The organism is Brevundimonas sp., assembly GCF_030656255.1.
Classification (GTDB): domain Bacteria; phylum Pseudomonadota; class Alphaproteobacteria; order Caulobacterales; family Caulobacteraceae; genus Brevundimonas.
The window spans coordinates 1-15741 of the sequence record NZ_JAUSOE010000019.1 but is presented as its reverse complement, the minus strand read 5'-3'; the positions used below and the strand labels follow the sequence as shown (position 1 = coordinate 15741).

Below are 15741 nucleotides of genomic sequence, written 5' to 3'. Positions count from 1 at the left end.
AAAGGGCGGCGCGAACGCCGCCCTTTCCAGTTCAAAGAGACCGATCAGGCCGCCTTGTCGGTCTTACCTTCGATGAGGGGCTGGGCGCCGCCGATCTCGATGCGGCGGGGCTTCAGCGCCTCGGGCAGTTCGCGCTTCAGCGAAATCGACAGCAGGCCGTTGACCAGATTGGCCTCGCTCACGACCACATAGTCGGCCAGCTGGAAGCGGCGCTCGAAATCGCGCTCGGCGAGGCCGCGGTGCAGATAGGTCTTCTGCGCCTCGGCGTCGTCGTTGGCGGTCTTGCGCCCGGTGACGGTCAGCAGGTTTTCCTTCACTTCGATATTCAGCTCGTCGGGAGAAAATCCGGCGACGGCGATCTCGATGCGATAGGCGTTCTCGCCCGTGGTCTCGATATTATAGGGCGGATAGCCGCCGTCCTGGCTGGTCCGCGCGGCGGTTTCCAGCAGGTTGGCCAGACGGTCGAAACCGACGGCCGAACGGTACAGCGGGGTGAAATCATAGGTACGCATCAGCATCCTCCTGAGGATCAGCAAGGTTGAGCCGCCCGGCGGTTTGCCCGGACGGTTGGGGTTCAGCCCGGCGACCCGAAATCGGCGCCGTCGGTCTGGAGAGCCCGGAACCGGCGCTCTCGAGAGATGAAATGGGATGCAGCGAACCGGCGTCAAGGGGGCGGCCATGCGCGACCAATCCCCGCGTCTCATGATCGTCATTTGCGCCGGCCGCTGCGCCCCGTAATGAAGATCACCCCTGATGAAGGAACACCCCATGCGTCTCGCCGCCTTCGGCCTCGCCGCCCTGCTGTCGACCGTCGCCGTGACGACGGCGACCGCCCAATCCCAGCCGTCACCCCAAACGGACGGCGCCTGGACGCCGCCGCGCTCGGCCCTGTCCAGCGCAATGCCGACCTTCGAGGAGGACACGGCCCTGAAGGCCGCCGTCGCCGCCGAGACCCGTCCGGCCGCCGACCGCGCCCGCGACGCCGCCCGTCACCCCTATGAGGCCCTGACCTTCTGGGGCCTGACGCCGGGCATGACCGTGGTCGAGATCGAACCGGGCGGCGCCAGCTGGTGGCGGCATATTCTGGAGCCCTATGCCGCGGCGACCGGCGGCCGTTATGTCGGCGTCAACCGTCCGCTGGAGAGCATGGGGGTCGAGGCCGGCTCGGCTGACTTCATCCTGGTGGCCCGCGCCTTCCACAACTGGTCACGCGACGGCCGCACCCAGCCCTATCTGAAGGCCTTCTACGCCGCCCTGAAGCCTGGCGGGGTCCTGGCCGTGGAGCAGCACCGCAGCGCCGAGGGGCTGAACGTCGCCGACGTCGCCTCGACCGGCTATGTGCCTGAAAGCTATGTGATCCACGAGGCCCAGAACGCCGGCTTCGTGCTTGAGGCGCGCAGCGAACTGAACGCCAATTCCAAGGACGACCACGACCACCCGTTCGGCGTCTGGACCCTGCCCCCGGTGCGCCAGTCCCAGGCCCGCGACGGCTCGGGCGCCCTGACCCCGGACCAGCGCGCGGCCTTCGATGCAATCGGCGAGAGTGACCGCATGACCCTGCGGTTCCGCAAGCCCGAATAGTCCCTTTTGACCCGCGCCGCGAACGTGAGTAAGCCCGTTCGACCAAGGTTTGCCGGACGCGGGGCCCGGCGTTCCGAGGGGGTGTTTTGATGGCTGATCTTTCTGCGATTTCCGGCGCTCTGTCGCGACGGTGGCTGTTGTCCGGCGCCGCCGGGCTGGCCCTGACCGCCTTGGCCGCCTGTGGACGCAAGAAGGAAGCCGCCCCCGAGGCGCCGCCTGCGCCCGCCGGTCCGCCCGAAGGGTCGCTGGAATGGGCCGTCGCCGGCCCCTGGCGCGCCCAGGACCGTCCCCGCGACGCCTTCCGTCACCCGATGGAGACCCTGCGGTTCCTGGGGCTGCAGCCGCGCATGACCGTGGTGGAATTCTGGCCCGGCAGCGGCTGGTACACGGAAATCCTGGCCCCCTATCTGGCGCGGGGCGAGGGCGTCTATATCGCCGCCCTTTTCCCGCAGGGACCCACCGCCGACCCGGCTCAGGCCGCCCTGAACGCCGCCTTCCAGACCCGGTTCAGCGCCGACAAGAAACTGTATGGCGAACCCCAGTTCACCTTCTTCGGCGCGGGCTCCGGCCCGGTGGCCCCCGCGGGCACGGCCGACCTGTGCCTGTTCATGCGCACCCTGCACGGCTGGATGGCCGCCGGGATCGCCGAAAAGGCCTTCTCCGACGCCTTCGCCGCCCTGAAGCCCGGCGGCGTCCTGGGCGTGGAGCAACACCGTCTGGCGCCGGAAGAGGACCAGGATCCGGTGGCCGCCAACGGCTATGTCCAGGAGGCCTTCGTGCGTCAGCTGGCGGCAGAGGCCGGCTTCGTCTTCGTCGCCGCCTCCGAGGTCAACGCCAACGAGAAGGACACCAAGGACCATCCGTTCGGCGTCGACACCCTGCCGCCGACCCGCCTGACCGCCCCTCGCGGCGAACCCGCCGACCCCGCCTTTGATCGATCCAAGTACGAAGAGATCGGCGAGAGCGACCGCATGACCTTGAAATTCAGGAAGCCCGAGTGAACCGCGCCCAAGCCTTCGCCGCCAACGCCCCCCTGATGGGGGTTCCGGGCGCATCCTCGCCGCCGGGCGGCAAGGGCGACTGGTACCGTGGGGCCGGCGGCATGCGGCTGCGCGCCGCCCTGTGGACGCCGTCGCACCTGACGGCCGAAAAGCCGCGCGGCACGGTGGTGCTCAGCCCCGGCCGCACCGAACCCATCGAGAAATATTTCGAGGTCATCGGCAATTTCCTGGCGCGCGGCTGGTGCGTCCTGGCCCACGACTGGCGCGGCCAGGGCTTGTCGGCCCGCCTCCTGCCCGACCGTCTCAAGGGCCACGCCCGCGCGGTGGAAGAGTTTCTGGACGATTACGGCCGCCTGCTGGACGCCTTCGAGGACCAGTGCCCCAAGCCCTGGATCATGGTCGGCCATTCGATGGGCGCCTGCCTGAACCTGTTGTCGCTGGAAGCCGGCGAGAGCCGGTTCTCGGGCGCGGTCCTGTCCAGCCCCATGCTGCGCATCAAGACCGGCAAACGCTCGATGTGGTCGGTCAAGCTGGCGGTGCGCTGGAACATCCGTCACGGCCACGCGGGCGACTATATCCTGGGCGACCCGGACGATCCGTTCGACCACACCTTCGCCGAAGACGCCCTGACCTCGGACGAGACCCGTTACGAGATGTGGCGCCAGCAGCTGTACGCCTGCCCCCACCTGGCCATCGGCGGCCCCACCTACGGCTGGCTGGCCTTCGCCCTGGACGCCGGCGAGCGGGCGCTGAAGCCCAAGGCCCTGAAGATGGTCAAGATCCCGGTCGCCGTCGTCCAGGCCGACAATGACGACGTGGTGTGGAAACAGACCAACCGCTGGGCCGCCAAACGCCTAGGCCGCGGCCGCTATGTCGAGGTCCCCGGCGCCCTGCACGAAGTCATCATGGAAGCCGACGACAAGCGCGCCGTCTTCCTGGACGAATTCGACGCCATGGCCGACTACGTCTCGCCGATCCAGGACCTGTCGGCCGTCGATCCGTCGGCCAGGATCGAGGACGTGACGGAACAGACGCCGTCGGTGGCCTAGCGGTAGGAAGGGGCTTCGGGCAGATGTCGCGCTTCATCATTGAAGCATTTCGCGAACCCATCCATCGTGGATAGCTCGAACTTTGTCTCTCGGGTGGAGATATTACCACGTTGGAACCGGTGATGACTGACCAATACCGCGTCGTCCGGCACACCCTCAGTAGTCGCGCTAGATTGGAGATTACCGCACGCGAGTTTCACGAGGTCGTTCGTGCCGTAGATGGTCTTGGACGCGTGATCGACATTGAGGAGGCATATGACATCCTCATTAGCAACTACATGGAATACGAACGGGCCGTTGCGGGCATACTTATCGAGGAGGAAGTGAGGCGGCGTATCTCCTCAGAAGCCTTCAACCAAGACCGGCGACATATGAGCCGGGTCACGGCCAATCTACTAAGCAGCGCTCGCCTTTTCCGCGATATCGCAGACAATGTCGTCCCAAAGCTCTTAGGCAGGAAGGCGCTCAAGGAGTTTCGTGATGAAAAGGCTAAGGTCGCGGAGCAATCCTTCCCCTATCGCTTTATGGAGGAGTTGCGAAATCATAGCCAACATGAACATTTCCCAGTCACGGGGATCAGTTACGGAGCCAATTGGCTGGGGCACAATGACGAGGTCAAGGCCACGCGTGTGCACACCTTTAAGCCAAGTGTGAAGCCTCATTTGTTGAAGGCGTTTCCTCGCTTTCGTAACTTGGCTGCCGAGTACGAGGAGATGCGGGAGGTTGATCCTGCCCTACCCGAGGGCATCGATCTCACCCTTTTTGTGCGCCATTACGTCATGTGCATGGGAGACATCCTCGTTGTCCTACGGCAGATGCTCCAAAGGAGCGGCCTTATAGAAGCGCTGAACTTGACGGTCGAAAGCATGGTTCAGCCGTTCATTGACCTCGACGGCAACGCCACGCTCATGGGCATTGAAGCTGAACACCTTCGAAATGGTGAAGTGGTCGATCGGCGCCACTTAGGCTCGGAACTGGGCAGCGTTGTTGCCCATCTGCAGAAAGAGAACCGGAAACTGGTAAACCTGCACCGCATCCAGTTTAGGCTTTGACACGACGCTGGAAACGTCAGCAGTTCCGACTGCCGGGCTGGTAAATTAGCCTTTGGCGGGCCTAAATTATCCCGCCGCCCGCTTCAACGTCACCAGCGCCTGATCGATCAGCCGTTCGTCCCCCACCGCCAAGATCTGCCCGCTGCCGTCCGGCGCCTCCCCGCGCCAGTTGACCACCCGGCCGCCGGCGGCCTCGATCACCGGGACCAGGGCGGACCAGTCCCAGGATTTCAGGCTGGCCTCGGCCACCAGGTCCATCTGGCCCGCCGCCACCATGGCGTAGGCGTAGGCGTCGCAGCCCAGGCGGGCCAGGCGGGCGGCGGCGCGGACCTGGGTCCAGGCGCCACGTTCCGCGCCGTTGAAGATGTCGGGGTCGGTGGTCGAGATGACCGCGTCCGTCAGGTGTTCGCAGGCTCGCACGGCCAGGGGCCGCTCGGCCGCGCCGCGCAACAGGCGGGCGCCGGACGGGCCGCCGAGAAAGATTTCGTCCAGATAGGGCTGGGCGATGACGCCGACGGTCGGCTTGCCGCCCGTGCGCAAGGCGATCAGGGTGGTCCACAGCGGCAGGCCCGAGATGAAGGCCCGCGTGCCGTCGATGGGATCCAGCACCCAGACGTGTTCGGCCTCGGGCCGGTCCTCGCCGTACTCCTCGCCGATGACGCCGTGGTCGGGATAGCGGGCGGAAATCAGGCGGCGGATGGCGGCCTCGGCCTGTTTGTCGGCCTCGGTCACGGGGTCGAAACCCGCCGCCCCGCCCTTGTCCTCATGCCCGATGTCCGAGCGGAAGAAGGGCAGGGTGACACGCGCGGCTTCGTGCGCCAGCTCTACCGCGAAGGATTCGAATTCGGTCATGGGCGCTCTTAGCGCGGATCGCCCCGTTCCGAGAACCCCGGCCGCGACGCCTGCGCCGCGATAAGTTCAGGCGACCGCGTCGTTGACGTCGTGCAGGGACTTGGCCAGGTCCAGCAGGCGTCGGCGCGGACGTTCGCCGAGCTGATAATAGGCCTGGATCAGATCCAGGGTCTCCTTGCGGGAGAACATTTCGCCGGCCGGCGCCGCGGCGTCCTTACGCTCCAGCGCCTCGGTCACGCCATCGTAGAAATAGCTGACGGGCGTCTCCAGCGCTTCAGCCAGTTGCCATAGACGGGCGGCCGAGATGCGGTTGGCGCCGCATTCGTATTTCTGGATCTGCTGGAAGCGGATGCCGACCTGAACGGCCAATTGCTGCTGCGTCAGGCCCAGCAGGCGGCGACGGCGACGCAGGCGGCGGCCCAGGTGGAGATCGATGTCGGTGGCCATGACCCTCAATGCCTCATCTGAAGACCTGTCCCGACACGGGACGGTTCGCCCGCCACGCCGCAATCCGCGTGCCGCAGGTCGCGTCAGGGGCGAGTTTTGCGGTTCTTCGAACTCCGAACGTCCTGATCGCAACCCAATCCGGTCGGGTGCATTTACTCCCCAGCTTGGCTTCACAGGAAGGAACCTACACCATGGGCATTATCGCCTGGATCATCATCGGCATCGTCGCGGGCTGGCTCGCGGAACAGATCATGGGTCGTAACCACGGCCTGATCACCAATCTGATCGTCGGCGTCATCGGCGCCCTGATCGGCGGCTTCGTCGCCAATGCACTGGGCTTCGCCTGGGGCGGTTGGATCGGTTCGACCATCGTCGCCACCATCGGCGCCATCATCCTTCTGTTCCTTCTGGGTCTGGTCAAGCGTCGCGCTTGATCGGTCCTCTGGACTGAGAACGAACGAAAGGGCGGCTCGCGAGAGCCGCCCTTTTTGTATGTTTCAATCAGATCTGTGCGATGCGGAGGGCTGGCGCCAGTCGCCTTGCGCGGCGATCAGGACGCCGCCCGCTAATCAACGAAATCGACACGACAATCTCCCTACGCGCGGACCGCCGTAGCGACCCTTGCGGGAGGGGATTGCAGCCTATGTGCCGAAGTTCAGTCCTCGGGCGTCTCGGCCGGGGTTTCTTCCGCCTTCGGCTCGGAGCCCGGCTCCGTGACGACGATATTCTCGGGCGGGGCGGACAGTTTCGACAGGTCGCCGCCGGCGCGCAGGACGTCCAGGGCGCGTTGCAGCTGGTAGTCCTTTTCCTTGTCGAAGCCTTCGCCCGGGGCTTCGCGCGGCGTGTGCGGGCCCTTGCGTTCGGCGCCGATGGAGGAGTCCAGAGCGGTGGCGTAGGCGGCTTCGGAATAGATGAAGCTGGAACGCGAGACGATGCGGGCCTCGGCCTCGGATCGGGCGACCTCCAGATCCGGCTCGATGCCGATCTTCTGGATCGAGGCGCCGGACGGGGTGTAGTAGCGGGCCGTGGTGATCGACAGGGCGCCGTCCTGGCCCTGGCGCAGCGGGATCACGGTCTGGACCGACCCCTTGCCGAAGCTGGTCAGGCCGACGACGGTGGCGCGCTGGTGATCCTTCAGGGCGCCGGCGACGATCTCTGACGCCGAGGCCGAGCCGTAGTTTACCAGGACCACCACCGGCAGGCCGCCGGTCAGGTCGCCCGGCTTGGCCGAATAGCGCTGGATCTGCTCGGGTTGGCGGCCGCGCTGGCTGACGATCTCGCCGCGCTCCAGGAAGGCGTCGGCCCCGTCGATGGCGGCGTTCAGCAGGCCGCCGCCGTTGTTGCGCAGGTCCAGGACATAGCCCTTCACGCCGGGCTTCTCGGCCTTGATCTTGGCGATGGCCTCGGTCAGTTCGCGGCCGGTGTTTTCGTTGAAGGTCGAGACGCGCAGATAGCCGAAATCGCCCTCGACCCGGCCCGTGACCGACTGAACCTTGATGATCTCGCGGGTCAGGACGACCTCGAGCGGGTCCTCGCCGTCACGCAGGAAGGTGACGCGCACGCTGGTGCCGACCGATCCGCGCAGTTTCTCGGACACCTGGCTGACCGTCAGGCCGGAAGCGTTCTGGCCCTCGATCGAGCTGATCACGTCGCCGGCCTGGACGCCGGCCTTGGCGGCGGGGCTTTCGTCCATCGGCGAGATGACCTTCACCAGGCCGCCCTCGGAGGTGATGGTCAGGCCGACGCCCGAGTACTGGCCCTCGGTCCGTTCGCGCAGCTCGTCATAGTTGGACGGCGGCAGATAGTTGGAATGCGGATCCAGCGCCGTCATCATGCCGGCCAGGGCCGCCTCGATCAGCTTCTTGTTGTCGACGGGGACGACATAGGCCTGCTCGACGATGCCGACCACGTCGCCGAACAGCTCCAGCATGCGGAAGGTTTCGTTGCGGGGCGTCTGGCTGGTGGCGACGGCGGCCGAGCCGCCGAGAACCAGGGCGGCGCAGCCGACGAGGAGCAGTTTACGCATTCGGTCTCTTTCGGTCGGGCCGATCATCAAAGGCGCCCGTTGCAAGGGTAAGGCCCCGCAGACACGACGAAATCGTGGCGGCGCGGCGTCACGCCGATAAAATCAGCGTCAGGTTGGAAAGCAAGGCCTTATCGCATCTCAGCCATTTCACCGCCTCCCAACTCGCCGTCAGAGACAAGAGGTCGAAAATGACGCCTGTCGGGGTCTATTTCAGCCAGGGGCCGGGATCGATGGGCCGTTCCTCGCGCCGCAGTTCGAAATAGACGTCGCCGTCGGGGCCGCTGCGTCCCAGGGCCTGGCCGTCGGAAACGCGGGCGTCGGCCGCCACGTCCACGCTCTCCAGACCGGCGATGACGGCGCGCCAGCCGGGGCCGAGGTCCAGGATCACCACCTGGCCCCAGCCGGTCAGGGGACCGGCATAGGCCACCTTGGCGTCGGCGGGGGCGGTCACGTCCGCGCGGTCGGCTCGCCAGCGCCACCCCGAGGTCCCTGCCCCCCAGGTCTGGCTGGGCGCGCCCTGGACGGGCGAACTGAGGCGGTTGCGGCCGGCGGGCAGGCGCGCTGGGGCCGCCTCGGCCGTAGCGGCGGCGGGGACGTCGCCGCCCAGTTCGCGGATACGGTTCTCCAGCACGCGGGCCGCGCGCTCGGCGGTGCGGGCCTCGGCGTTCAGGACGGCGGTCAGGGCGGTCTTGCGCGCCGTCAGCCCCTCGATCTCGGCGCGGCGGTCGCCCTGGGCGCTTTCGGTGGTCAGCAGCCGCTCGGACGACAGGACCGCCAGACGGCGGATTCGCATGATCTCGGCCTGGCGGTCGCCCAGGGCCGCGGCGCGTTTTTCCAGGTCGGGCGTCATGGCCCGCAGCAGGATGGAGGCGCGCACCGTGTCCACCGCCTTGTCCGCCGGGATCAGCAGGGGCGGCGGCGGGCGGCGGCTCATCATCTGCAGGGCGCTGAGCAGCCGGCCCTGGGCCCCGCGCTCCCGGGCCAGGTCCGTGACCAGTTCAGCCTCGCGTTCGCTGAGCTGGCGCAGGCGGGCGCGCTGGTCGTCGATCTGGCGGTCGTCGGTCCGTTCGTCGACGCGCAAGGCCGCCAGACGACGCTCAAGCTGAGCCAGTTCGGACTTGGCCGCGTCGGCGTCGGCGCGGAGACGGCGCGCCCGCACGGCCTCGTCGCGGTATTCGGCCTGGGTGCGGGCCAGCTCGCTTTCCGGCGCCTGCCGGCCCACGGCGGGCGCGGCGAGCACGAGACCCGTCAGCAGAGCGAGAGAGAGTGTGGTGGCGCGACCCATGTCAGTCGCGATGATAGGGTGATCCGGCCAGGATGGTCACGGCCCGATACAGTTGTTCGGCCAGCATGGCGCGGGCCAGGGCGTGGGGCCAGGTCTGGGGCCCGAAGGCCAGGGTCGATGACGCGGCCGCGCGCACGCTCTCGTCCAGCCCGTCCGCCCCGCCGATGGCGAAGACCAGGCGGCGTTCGCCCTGGTCGCGCAGCTTGGCGATATGGTCGGCGAAGGCGCGCGAGGAATAGGTCCTTCCCCGTTCGTCGCAGGCGATCAGGTGCGACCCTTCCGCGGCGGCCAGGATCAGCTCGGCCTCCGGCGCCTTGCCCGGCTTGCGGGCTTCCAGATCGATCAGTTCGAGGGGGCCGAGGCCAAGCGCGCGTCCCGACAGGGTGGCGCGCTTGGCGTAATCGTCGGCGAGCGTCGCCTCAGGCCCCCGGCCCGGTCGGCCGATGGCGACGATACTCAGCTTCATGGTCTCAGTCGCGGACCATGCGGTGGGCGGAATCGACGGCCCAGATCTTCTCGATATTGTAGAAGGTGCGCACTTCCGGGCGGAACAGGTGGACGATCACGTCGCCGGCGTCGATCAGGACCCAGTCGCAATGCGGCAGGCCCTCGACCTTGGCCTTGCCCAGACCGTTTTCCTTCAGCGTGCGCAGCAGGTGGTCGGCGATGGCGCCGACGTGGCGGTGCGAACGGCCGGACGCCACGATCATGGTGTCGGCCATGGCGCTTTTGCCCTTGAGGTCGATCAGGACCATCTCCTGGGCCTTGTCCTCGTCGAGGCGGCTCAGAATGGCTTCTTCAAGCGGGGTCGAGCCGATCGGGCGCGGCGCAGAATCGCCGAAGGCGCTGGGCGCGCCGTCGGATTCAAAGCCGTCTTCGGAATGCAGAGGTTCTATGGCATCCATCTCGTGCGCCGTGTTCGAAACGGCGGCGTCTTGCGTATCATACGCGGGCGAGGGGGTCAGCGGAGGGCTCCAGGAGCATTGACTAAAGCAGCCCTCTAGCACGGATGGGCCCGTCCGTGAACCGGCGCCCCGATCACGAGGCCGCGCGTCGTCCGGTCCCGGTGCGGATCGCGGTCGAGGACAGGGGGTTCAGCGGCGCCGTCAGATAGGTCCAGGCGGGCGCCGACAGGGTCGGCAACAGGCCCGCCTGCTCGGCCGGAACGCGGAAGGTCGCGAACCGCGCGGCCGCCGGGGCGGTGCGGCTGTCCAGCAGGGATCCGGGCCGGGCGATCACCGCAACCGGCATCAGCCGCATGATGTCGGTCCAGCCCCGCCAGCGATGGAAGCTGGCCAGATTGTCCGACCCCATCAGCCAGACGAAATGTACGCCGGGATGCCGCGCGACCAGCAGGCGCAAGGTGTCGACGGTCCAGGCCACGCCGGTGCGGGTCTCGAAATCCGAAATGATCATCGACGGACCGCGGGCGTGTTCGCGCGCCGAGGCCATGCGTTCGGCCAGGGGCGCGCTGTGGCGGGCGTCCTTCAGCGGGTTCTGCGGCGAGACCAGCCAGACGACCCGATCCAGGCCCAGGCGGCGCATCGCCGTCTCGGCCACATGGGCGTGACCGTCATGGGCCGGATTGAAGGAGCCGCCGAACAGCCCGACCTTCATGCCCGGCGTCAGGATCAAACCGTCACGCAACCCCCCGGATCGGGGGCCGGCGCCTTTGGGCGCGGGACCGGCGTGAAAGAAGGACAAGCGGGGCGTCTCGGGGAGTTATGCTCAGCGGCGCCCTTATCATGGGGCTCGGCGCCTGTCCCCCGATTAATCGTCCGCCCTCAGACCGCCGCCTCGAACAGGGCGTCGCGGGCGACGTCGGCATGGGTCATGGGAAACAGGTGGCCGCCGCCGTGAACCACCTCGACCGTCACGTTGGGCAGGCCGCGCGGCGCGATCGGCACATGGGTCAGGGCGCCGTGTTCGGCCTTCAGAATATGGACCGGCCCCGGATAGCGGCGCAGGGCCCGCCAGGGATCATGCGCCTGGGCGGCGTAGTTGGCGGCCTCCCAGGCCGGGGTGGCGGTCAGCGTCAGGCCTTCTGCGGTCTCGATCAGGCCTTCGGACAGATAATCGGCCAGCACCCGGTCGGGCCACCCCTTGAAGGCGCCGCGTCCGCGATAGGCGGCCATGGCCTGTTCGCGGCTGTCGAACACCGGGCGCCGGCGGCGGGTGGCCTTGGCGATGGGGATGTCCTTCATCAGCCGATGGGCGAAGGGCAGGTTGAAGGCGAAGACCGCTGCGCGCCGCCAGATCACCGGATCGAACAGGACCAGGCTCGACACCCGATCCGGCCGTTCGGCCGCCGCCAGCAGCGAGGCGGTTCCCCCCATCGAATGGCCGGCCAGGACCACCGGCGGCCCGTCGATAGCCTCGACCAGGGCCAGGATATCGTCGCGGTGATCCAGCCAGCTGGCCTTGGGCCGGGCGAACACCGGCAGGTCCGACCCGCCGTGGCCGCGCAGGTCGGGCGCCCATATCCGCAGACTGGCCGACAGGGGCGACAACAGGCTGCGATAGGTGGCGGCGTTGAAGCCGTTGGCGTGGGAGAAGATCAGGTCCACGGGCCGCTTCGGATCGCCGAAGTCCATCACGGACATCTGGCCAGCGCCCCAATGGTTGTTGATCGGAACGCTGAGTCGGCGGGGCGGGGACATCAGCGCGGCGTCCATGATCATGCGGCCTGGCGGCAGGCGGCGCAGAGTCCGTGCGCCTCTATGGTGGTGCGGGCGATGACGTAGCCGGCGGCGGCGGCGGCGGCGTCCATGGCGCCCTTGTCCGGCCCGTTGATCTCGCGTGTCGCGCCGCAGCAGTCGCAGATCAGGAAGGCCGCCGCATGGGGGGCGGTGTCTCCTTCATGTCCGGCGCAGGCGACATAGGCGCTGATGGAGGCGATGCGGTGGGCCATGCCCTGGCGTTCCAGAAACTCCAGGGCGCGATAGACGGTCGGCGGCTTGGCGGCCTGGCCGTCCTCGCCGAAGCGGGCGATCAGGTCGTAGGCCTTCACCGGCTCGCCGGTCTCCAGCAGCAGGGACAGCACACGCCGACGCGGCGGGGTCATCCGCTCGCCCGCCGCCGTCATGCGCGATTCCGCCCCCTCCAGCGCCCGGATCAGGGCCGCGCCGTGCAGGCCCGCATGATCGTGATCGTGGTCGCAGGTGGAGGTCATGCGCCACAGCTAATGGCTGAGCGGCCTGGCCGCAACATGAGAGGCCGCCAAGCGTCGCCCCCGTTTGCCGCTGGGACGCGCTTGGGCTAGAAGGCCCGCCTCGTTTCCACTCCAGAGCGCCTGGCTTCTCATGACCGACACGACCAACTCGCCGCTCGAGGGCAATGTCCTCTTCTACAAGAACCCCGAGCCGCTGGATCCGGGCCTGCACGGCGCGCTGGGCGTCAATCCGGCGGACAAGCCCTACGCCTTCGTCGGCCAGACCAACGTCGTGCCGCTGACGGTGACCGAATTCGCCGCCGCCGCCCTGTCCTATCCGGTGATCTTCACCGGCGAGAACCGCCAGCCGGTCGTGGTCATGGGCCTGCGCCAGGGCGAGAACCTGTTCGTGGCGGCCGACGGCGAGTTCCGTCCCGACGCCTATATCCCGGCTTATGTGCGCCGCTATCCGTTCGTCTTCGCTGACGACAAGCAGAACCAGCGCCTGATCCTGTGCATCGACCGCGGCGCGGAGATCGTCACGGAAGGCGGCCAGAACCCGCTGTTCGTCAACGGCCAAGCCAGCGACTACACTAATATGGCGATGGAGTTCTGCAACAACTTCGAGCAGGAGCGTCAGCGCACCGAGGCCTTCGTCAAGCTGATCAACGACCTGGATCTGCTGGACGTGCGCGAAGCGGTCTTCACCCCGCGCAACCCGGACGGCACGCCGGGCGCGCCGCAGAAGCTGGCGGAATATTACGCCGTGTCGGAAGACAAGCTGAAGGCCCTGCCGGCCGAGAAGCTGGCCGAGCTGCGCGACAACGGCGCCCTGGGCCAGATCTACGCCCACCTGGTGTCGCTGCTGGGCTGGGACCGCCTGATCGCCCTGGCCTTCCTTCGCCAGGCCCCGGGCACGGTCAACTAAGACACGCCGTCTGATCGGAATGGAACGCCCCGCCGGTTCGCCGGCGGGGCGTTCTGCGTTTCAGCGGCGCGAAAAGACGGCGCGGGTCAGGCAGGAGAAGACCAGCCGTCCGCCCTCGTCCAGCAGATCGTGCGAGGCGATGACGATGCCCTTCTCGTCCCCGACCGGATCCTTGCCCATCACCGTCATGCGGCCGCGCAGCAGTTCGCCCGGCGGCGGATTACGCATATAGCGCAGGCCATCGACGGCCAGGACCTTGGTCTGGGCCCAGCCGCCCGCCTTCTCGGTCGCCAGCCGGCTCCACAGGGCGTAGACCATGGCGTCCGGCGCACCATAGGCGGCGTCCCAGCCGGGCGAGAACCGCTCGACGAAGACGTCCAGCGCGGCCGGATCGACCGCGCAGGCGCCCAGGGGCACGACCTGTCCCGTCTCAAGATCCTCGTAATGGACGAGCAGGGGGTCGCTCATGGATATCCTCAGGCCGGTTCTTCGGAGACGCGAACCAGCAGCTTGCCGTCGTGATCGCCGGTGAACAAGCGATTCAGCGATTCCACCGCCCCTTCCAGCCCGTCATCGACGTGGACCTTCCACTTCACCTTCCCTTCGGCCAGCCACGGCCCCATCTCGGCGACCATCTCGCGGGCGCGCGGGGCGTAGTCCAGCACCAGGAAGCCCTGGACGTTCAGACGATGGGTGATGATGCGGGCGAAGTTCGGCGACGGCGGCGCCTTGGTGGCGTTGTAGGACGACACCAGGCCGCACACCGCCATTCGGCCGTGCACCTTCAGCCGGTTGAAGACGGCGATCATGATATCGCCGCCCACATTCTCGAAGTTCAAATCGATCCCGTCCGGCGCCAGCCGATCCAGGGCCGCGCCGACATCCTCGTTCTTGTAATCGACGGCGGCGTCGAAGCCGAGTTCATCGGTCAGCCAGGCGCATTTCTCGGGTCCCCCGGCGATGCCGATGACCCGGCAGCCGCGCTGTTTGGCGATCTGGCCGGCGATGGAGCCCACGGCGCCGGCGGCAGCCGAGATCACGATCGTCTCGCCGGCCTTGGCCTTCAGCACGTCGGTGATCCCGAAATAGGCGGTCAGACCAGTCATGCCCAGGACCGACATGTTGGCCGTCAACGGCAGGCCCGCGGCGCGGTGGACCGGACGCAGACCGCCCTCGGGCACGACGGCGTAATCGGCCCAGCCGCCCGAGGCGGGCATGACCACGTCCCCGACCTTGAACCGGTCGGACCGGCTGTGTTCGACCACGCCCAGGGTCAGGCCGCGCATGACCTCGCCCAGACCCACGGGCGGCAGATAGCCCTCGGAATCGTTCATCCAGGTGCGATTGGTCGGGTCCAGCGACAGATAGACGGTGCGGACCAGCACCTCGCTCTCCTTCAGATCCGGGATCGGGCTTTCGACCAGTTCCAGGTCGCCCGCTTGAATCAGCCCCTTGGGCCGCTGGCGCAGCACCCACTGGCGGTTCGTCTTGCCGTTCATAGCCATGCGTCTCTCTCCAGGAATTGTCTTTTGCGCCCATCCTGACCCTGCCGCCCCCGGCGGTCGAGGCCCGAAAAGAAAAAGGCGGCCCCTGCGGGCCGCCTTCAAGTGGCATCATCGAGAATGAGGCGCGGAGGCGACAGATTGGCTTGCGCCAATCTCAAGTCGGGGGGGCGTCGCCGCCTCCGCAAGCCCATAACGGCAGGCGCCCAGACTGGTTCCCGTCGTTGCGCGCAATTTTTCATCCTCGCACGAACAAGGTTCGCTCGCCGCAGGCTTCCTCGGAACGTCGCCTCCGGCACGGCGTTGAGGCGCGACCAGAAAAACAAATAAGGGAGGCCGAGCATGAGCCACCAAGACCCGCAGACGAAGATCACAAACGCGGATCGACCCAGCCGACCGGTCGACGCCCAGTCCACCCGCCAGGGCCGGTCCGGCGTGCGCATCCTGTGGCTGCTGATCATCTCCGGCGGCGCAGCGGCCGTGCTGCTGCTGGCCATCTGGGCTTTCAGCCAGGGCGGCATGGCGAACACCAACGCCAACGACGGCGACCAAGCTGTGGACGCCGGCGCCTTCCAGGGCGACGCCCAGACCCCGCCGGCCGCCGACGCCTCCACCGGCCCCGCAGGCGAGGCCCAGCCCGCCCCGACAGGCGAGACGCCGAACGTCAACGCCCCGACCGCGCCGTCGAACTAGCGAACAGAAAAAGGCCCCGGCGCTTGAGCGACCGGGGCCTTGAAGGCGTTCAAGTCGAAAGAGCGGTTACGCCGCTTGCTTATGACGCGAGGGATGGAAGAACAGGGCCTGGCTGATCGCCGCCTTCACCGTTTCCGGCTGGAAGGGCTTGGTGATCAGGAAGGTCGGCTCGGG

The 15741-nt window shown here is 67.6% G+C and carries 19 protein-coding genes and 1 pseudogene; 7 read left to right on the top strand and 13 right to left on the bottom strand.

Annotated elements, in window-relative coordinates:
• Positions 1-44 precede the first annotated feature (44 nt).
• Positions 45-512 (bottom strand): Hsp20 family protein, encoded by a 468-nt coding sequence (locus Q7J26_RS01510; protein WP_304934747.1) that lies wholly within the window; start codon positions 510-512, stop codon positions 45-47.
• A gap of 256 nt (positions 513-768) precedes the next feature.
• Between Q7J26_RS01510 and Q7J26_RS01505 the strand changes: the two genes are divergently transcribed.
• The 4 genes from Q7J26_RS01505 (at position 769) to Q7J26_RS01490 (ending at position 4683) form a co-directional block, all read left to right on the top strand.
• Entirely contained in the window at positions 769-1581 is an 813-nt protein-coding gene (locus tag Q7J26_RS01505) for a class I SAM-dependent methyltransferase (RefSeq protein WP_304934746.1), read from the top strand.
• A gap of 89 nt (positions 1582-1670) precedes the next feature.
• Positions 1671-2582: a class I SAM-dependent methyltransferase gene (locus Q7J26_RS01500; protein ID WP_304934745.1), complete on the top strand. Its 912-nt coding sequence runs from the start codon at positions 1671-1673 to the stop codon at positions 2580-2582.
• Complete coding sequence (locus Q7J26_RS01495) at positions 2579-3631, top strand: alpha/beta fold hydrolase (protein WP_304934744.1); 1053 nt, start codon at positions 2579-2581, stop codon at positions 3629-3631. The genes Q7J26_RS01500 and Q7J26_RS01495 overlap by 4 nt, the downstream gene beginning before the upstream one ends.
• Before the next feature lie 122 nt (positions 3632-3753).
• Positions 3754-4683, top strand: coding sequence for a hypothetical protein (locus Q7J26_RS01490; protein WP_304934743.1), 930 nt, complete (start codon positions 3754-3756; stop codon positions 4681-4683).
• 66 nt (positions 4684-4749) lie between these two features.
• Here the strand turns inward: Q7J26_RS01490 and hisN are convergent, their stop codons facing one another.
• Positions 4750-5535: a histidinol-phosphatase gene (hisN, locus tag Q7J26_RS01485; RefSeq protein ID WP_304934742.1), complete on the bottom strand. Its 786-nt coding sequence runs from the start codon at positions 5533-5535 to the stop codon at positions 4750-4752.
• Between the two features lie 66 nt (positions 5536-5601).
• Positions 5602-5982, bottom strand: coding sequence for a helix-turn-helix domain-containing protein (locus Q7J26_RS01480; RefSeq protein WP_304934741.1), 381 nt, complete (start codon positions 5980-5982; stop codon positions 5602-5604).
• A 191-nt stretch (positions 5983-6173) separates the two neighbouring features.
• On the opposite strand from Q7J26_RS01480, the gene Q7J26_RS01475 reads away from it, so the two are divergent.
• Positions 6174-6416: a GlsB/YeaQ/YmgE family stress response membrane protein gene (locus Q7J26_RS01475; protein WP_008258823.1), complete on the top strand. Its 243-nt coding sequence runs from the start codon at positions 6174-6176 to the stop codon at positions 6414-6416.
• A gap of 221 nt (positions 6417-6637) precedes the next feature.
• Here Q7J26_RS01475 and Q7J26_RS01470 read toward each other — a convergent pair whose 3' ends face one another.
• From Q7J26_RS01470 to Q7J26_RS01440, 7 genes are all read right to left on the bottom strand, one after another.
• Complete coding sequence (locus Q7J26_RS01470) at positions 6638-8008, bottom strand: S41 family peptidase (protein WP_304934740.1); 1371 nt, start codon at positions 8006-8008, stop codon at positions 6638-6640.
• A gap of 205 nt (positions 8009-8213) precedes the next feature.
• On the bottom strand, positions 8214-9293 hold the full coding sequence (locus tag Q7J26_RS01465; RefSeq protein WP_304934739.1) for a murein hydrolase activator EnvC: 1080 nt from the start codon (positions 9291-9293) through the stop codon (positions 8214-8216).
• 1 nt (position 9294) lies between these two features.
• A complete protein-coding gene (gene rlmH / locus Q7J26_RS01460; protein ID WP_135194509.1) occupies positions 9295-9759 on the bottom strand; it encodes a 23S rRNA (pseudouridine(1915)-N(3))-methyltransferase RlmH in 465 nt (154 codons plus the stop codon).
• A gap of 4 nt (positions 9760-9763) precedes the next feature.
• Entirely contained in the window at positions 9764-10198 is a 435-nt protein-coding gene (rsfS, locus tag Q7J26_RS01455; RefSeq protein WP_304934738.1) for a ribosome silencing factor, read from the bottom strand.
• Positions 10199-10331: 133 nt separating this feature from the next.
• Positions 10332-10940 (bottom strand): nicotinate-nucleotide adenylyltransferase, encoded by a 609-nt coding sequence (locus Q7J26_RS01450; RefSeq protein ID WP_268865004.1) that lies wholly within the window; start codon positions 10938-10940, stop codon positions 10332-10334.
• A 137-nt stretch (positions 10941-11077) separates the two neighbouring features.
• Positions 11078-11953, bottom strand: a complete 876-nt coding sequence (locus tag Q7J26_RS01445) for an alpha/beta fold hydrolase (RefSeq protein ID WP_304934737.1) — start codon at positions 11951-11953, stop codon at positions 11078-11080.
• A gap of 17 nt (positions 11954-11970) precedes the next feature.
• Complete coding sequence (locus Q7J26_RS01440; RefSeq protein ID WP_304934736.1) at positions 11971-12465, bottom strand: Fur family transcriptional regulator; 495 nt, start codon at positions 12463-12465, stop codon at positions 11971-11973.
• Positions 12466-12595: 130 nt separating this feature from the next.
• Between Q7J26_RS01440 and Q7J26_RS01435 the strand changes: the two genes are divergently transcribed.
• Entirely contained in the window at positions 12596-13372 is a 777-nt protein-coding gene (locus tag Q7J26_RS01435; RefSeq protein WP_304934735.1) for a SapC family protein, read from the top strand.
• A gap of 60 nt (positions 13373-13432) precedes the next feature.
• Here the strand turns inward: Q7J26_RS01435 and Q7J26_RS01430 are convergent, their stop codons facing one another.
• Both Q7J26_RS01430 and Q7J26_RS01425 read right to left on the bottom strand, forming a co-directional pair.
• Positions 13433-13840: an acyl dehydratase gene (locus tag Q7J26_RS01430; protein WP_304934734.1), complete on the bottom strand. Its 408-nt coding sequence runs from the start codon at positions 13838-13840 to the stop codon at positions 13433-13435.
• A gap of 8 nt (positions 13841-13848) precedes the next feature.
• Positions 13849-14877, bottom strand: coding sequence for an NADP-dependent oxidoreductase (locus Q7J26_RS01425; RefSeq protein ID WP_304934733.1), 1029 nt, complete (start codon positions 14875-14877; stop codon positions 13849-13851).
• Positions 14878-15216: 339 nt separating this feature from the next.
• Between Q7J26_RS01425 and Q7J26_RS01420 the strand changes: the two genes are divergently transcribed.
• The gene (locus Q7J26_RS01420; protein ID WP_304934732.1) at positions 15217-15567 is read left to right on the top strand and encodes a hypothetical protein; all 351 of its coding nucleotides are present in this window, start codon (positions 15217-15219) and stop codon (positions 15565-15567) included.
• 66 nt (positions 15568-15633) lie between these two features.
• Here the strand turns inward: Q7J26_RS01420 and Q7J26_RS01415 are convergent.
• Positions 15634-15741, bottom strand: a pseudogene (locus Q7J26_RS01415) (response regulator); the annotation flags it as partial.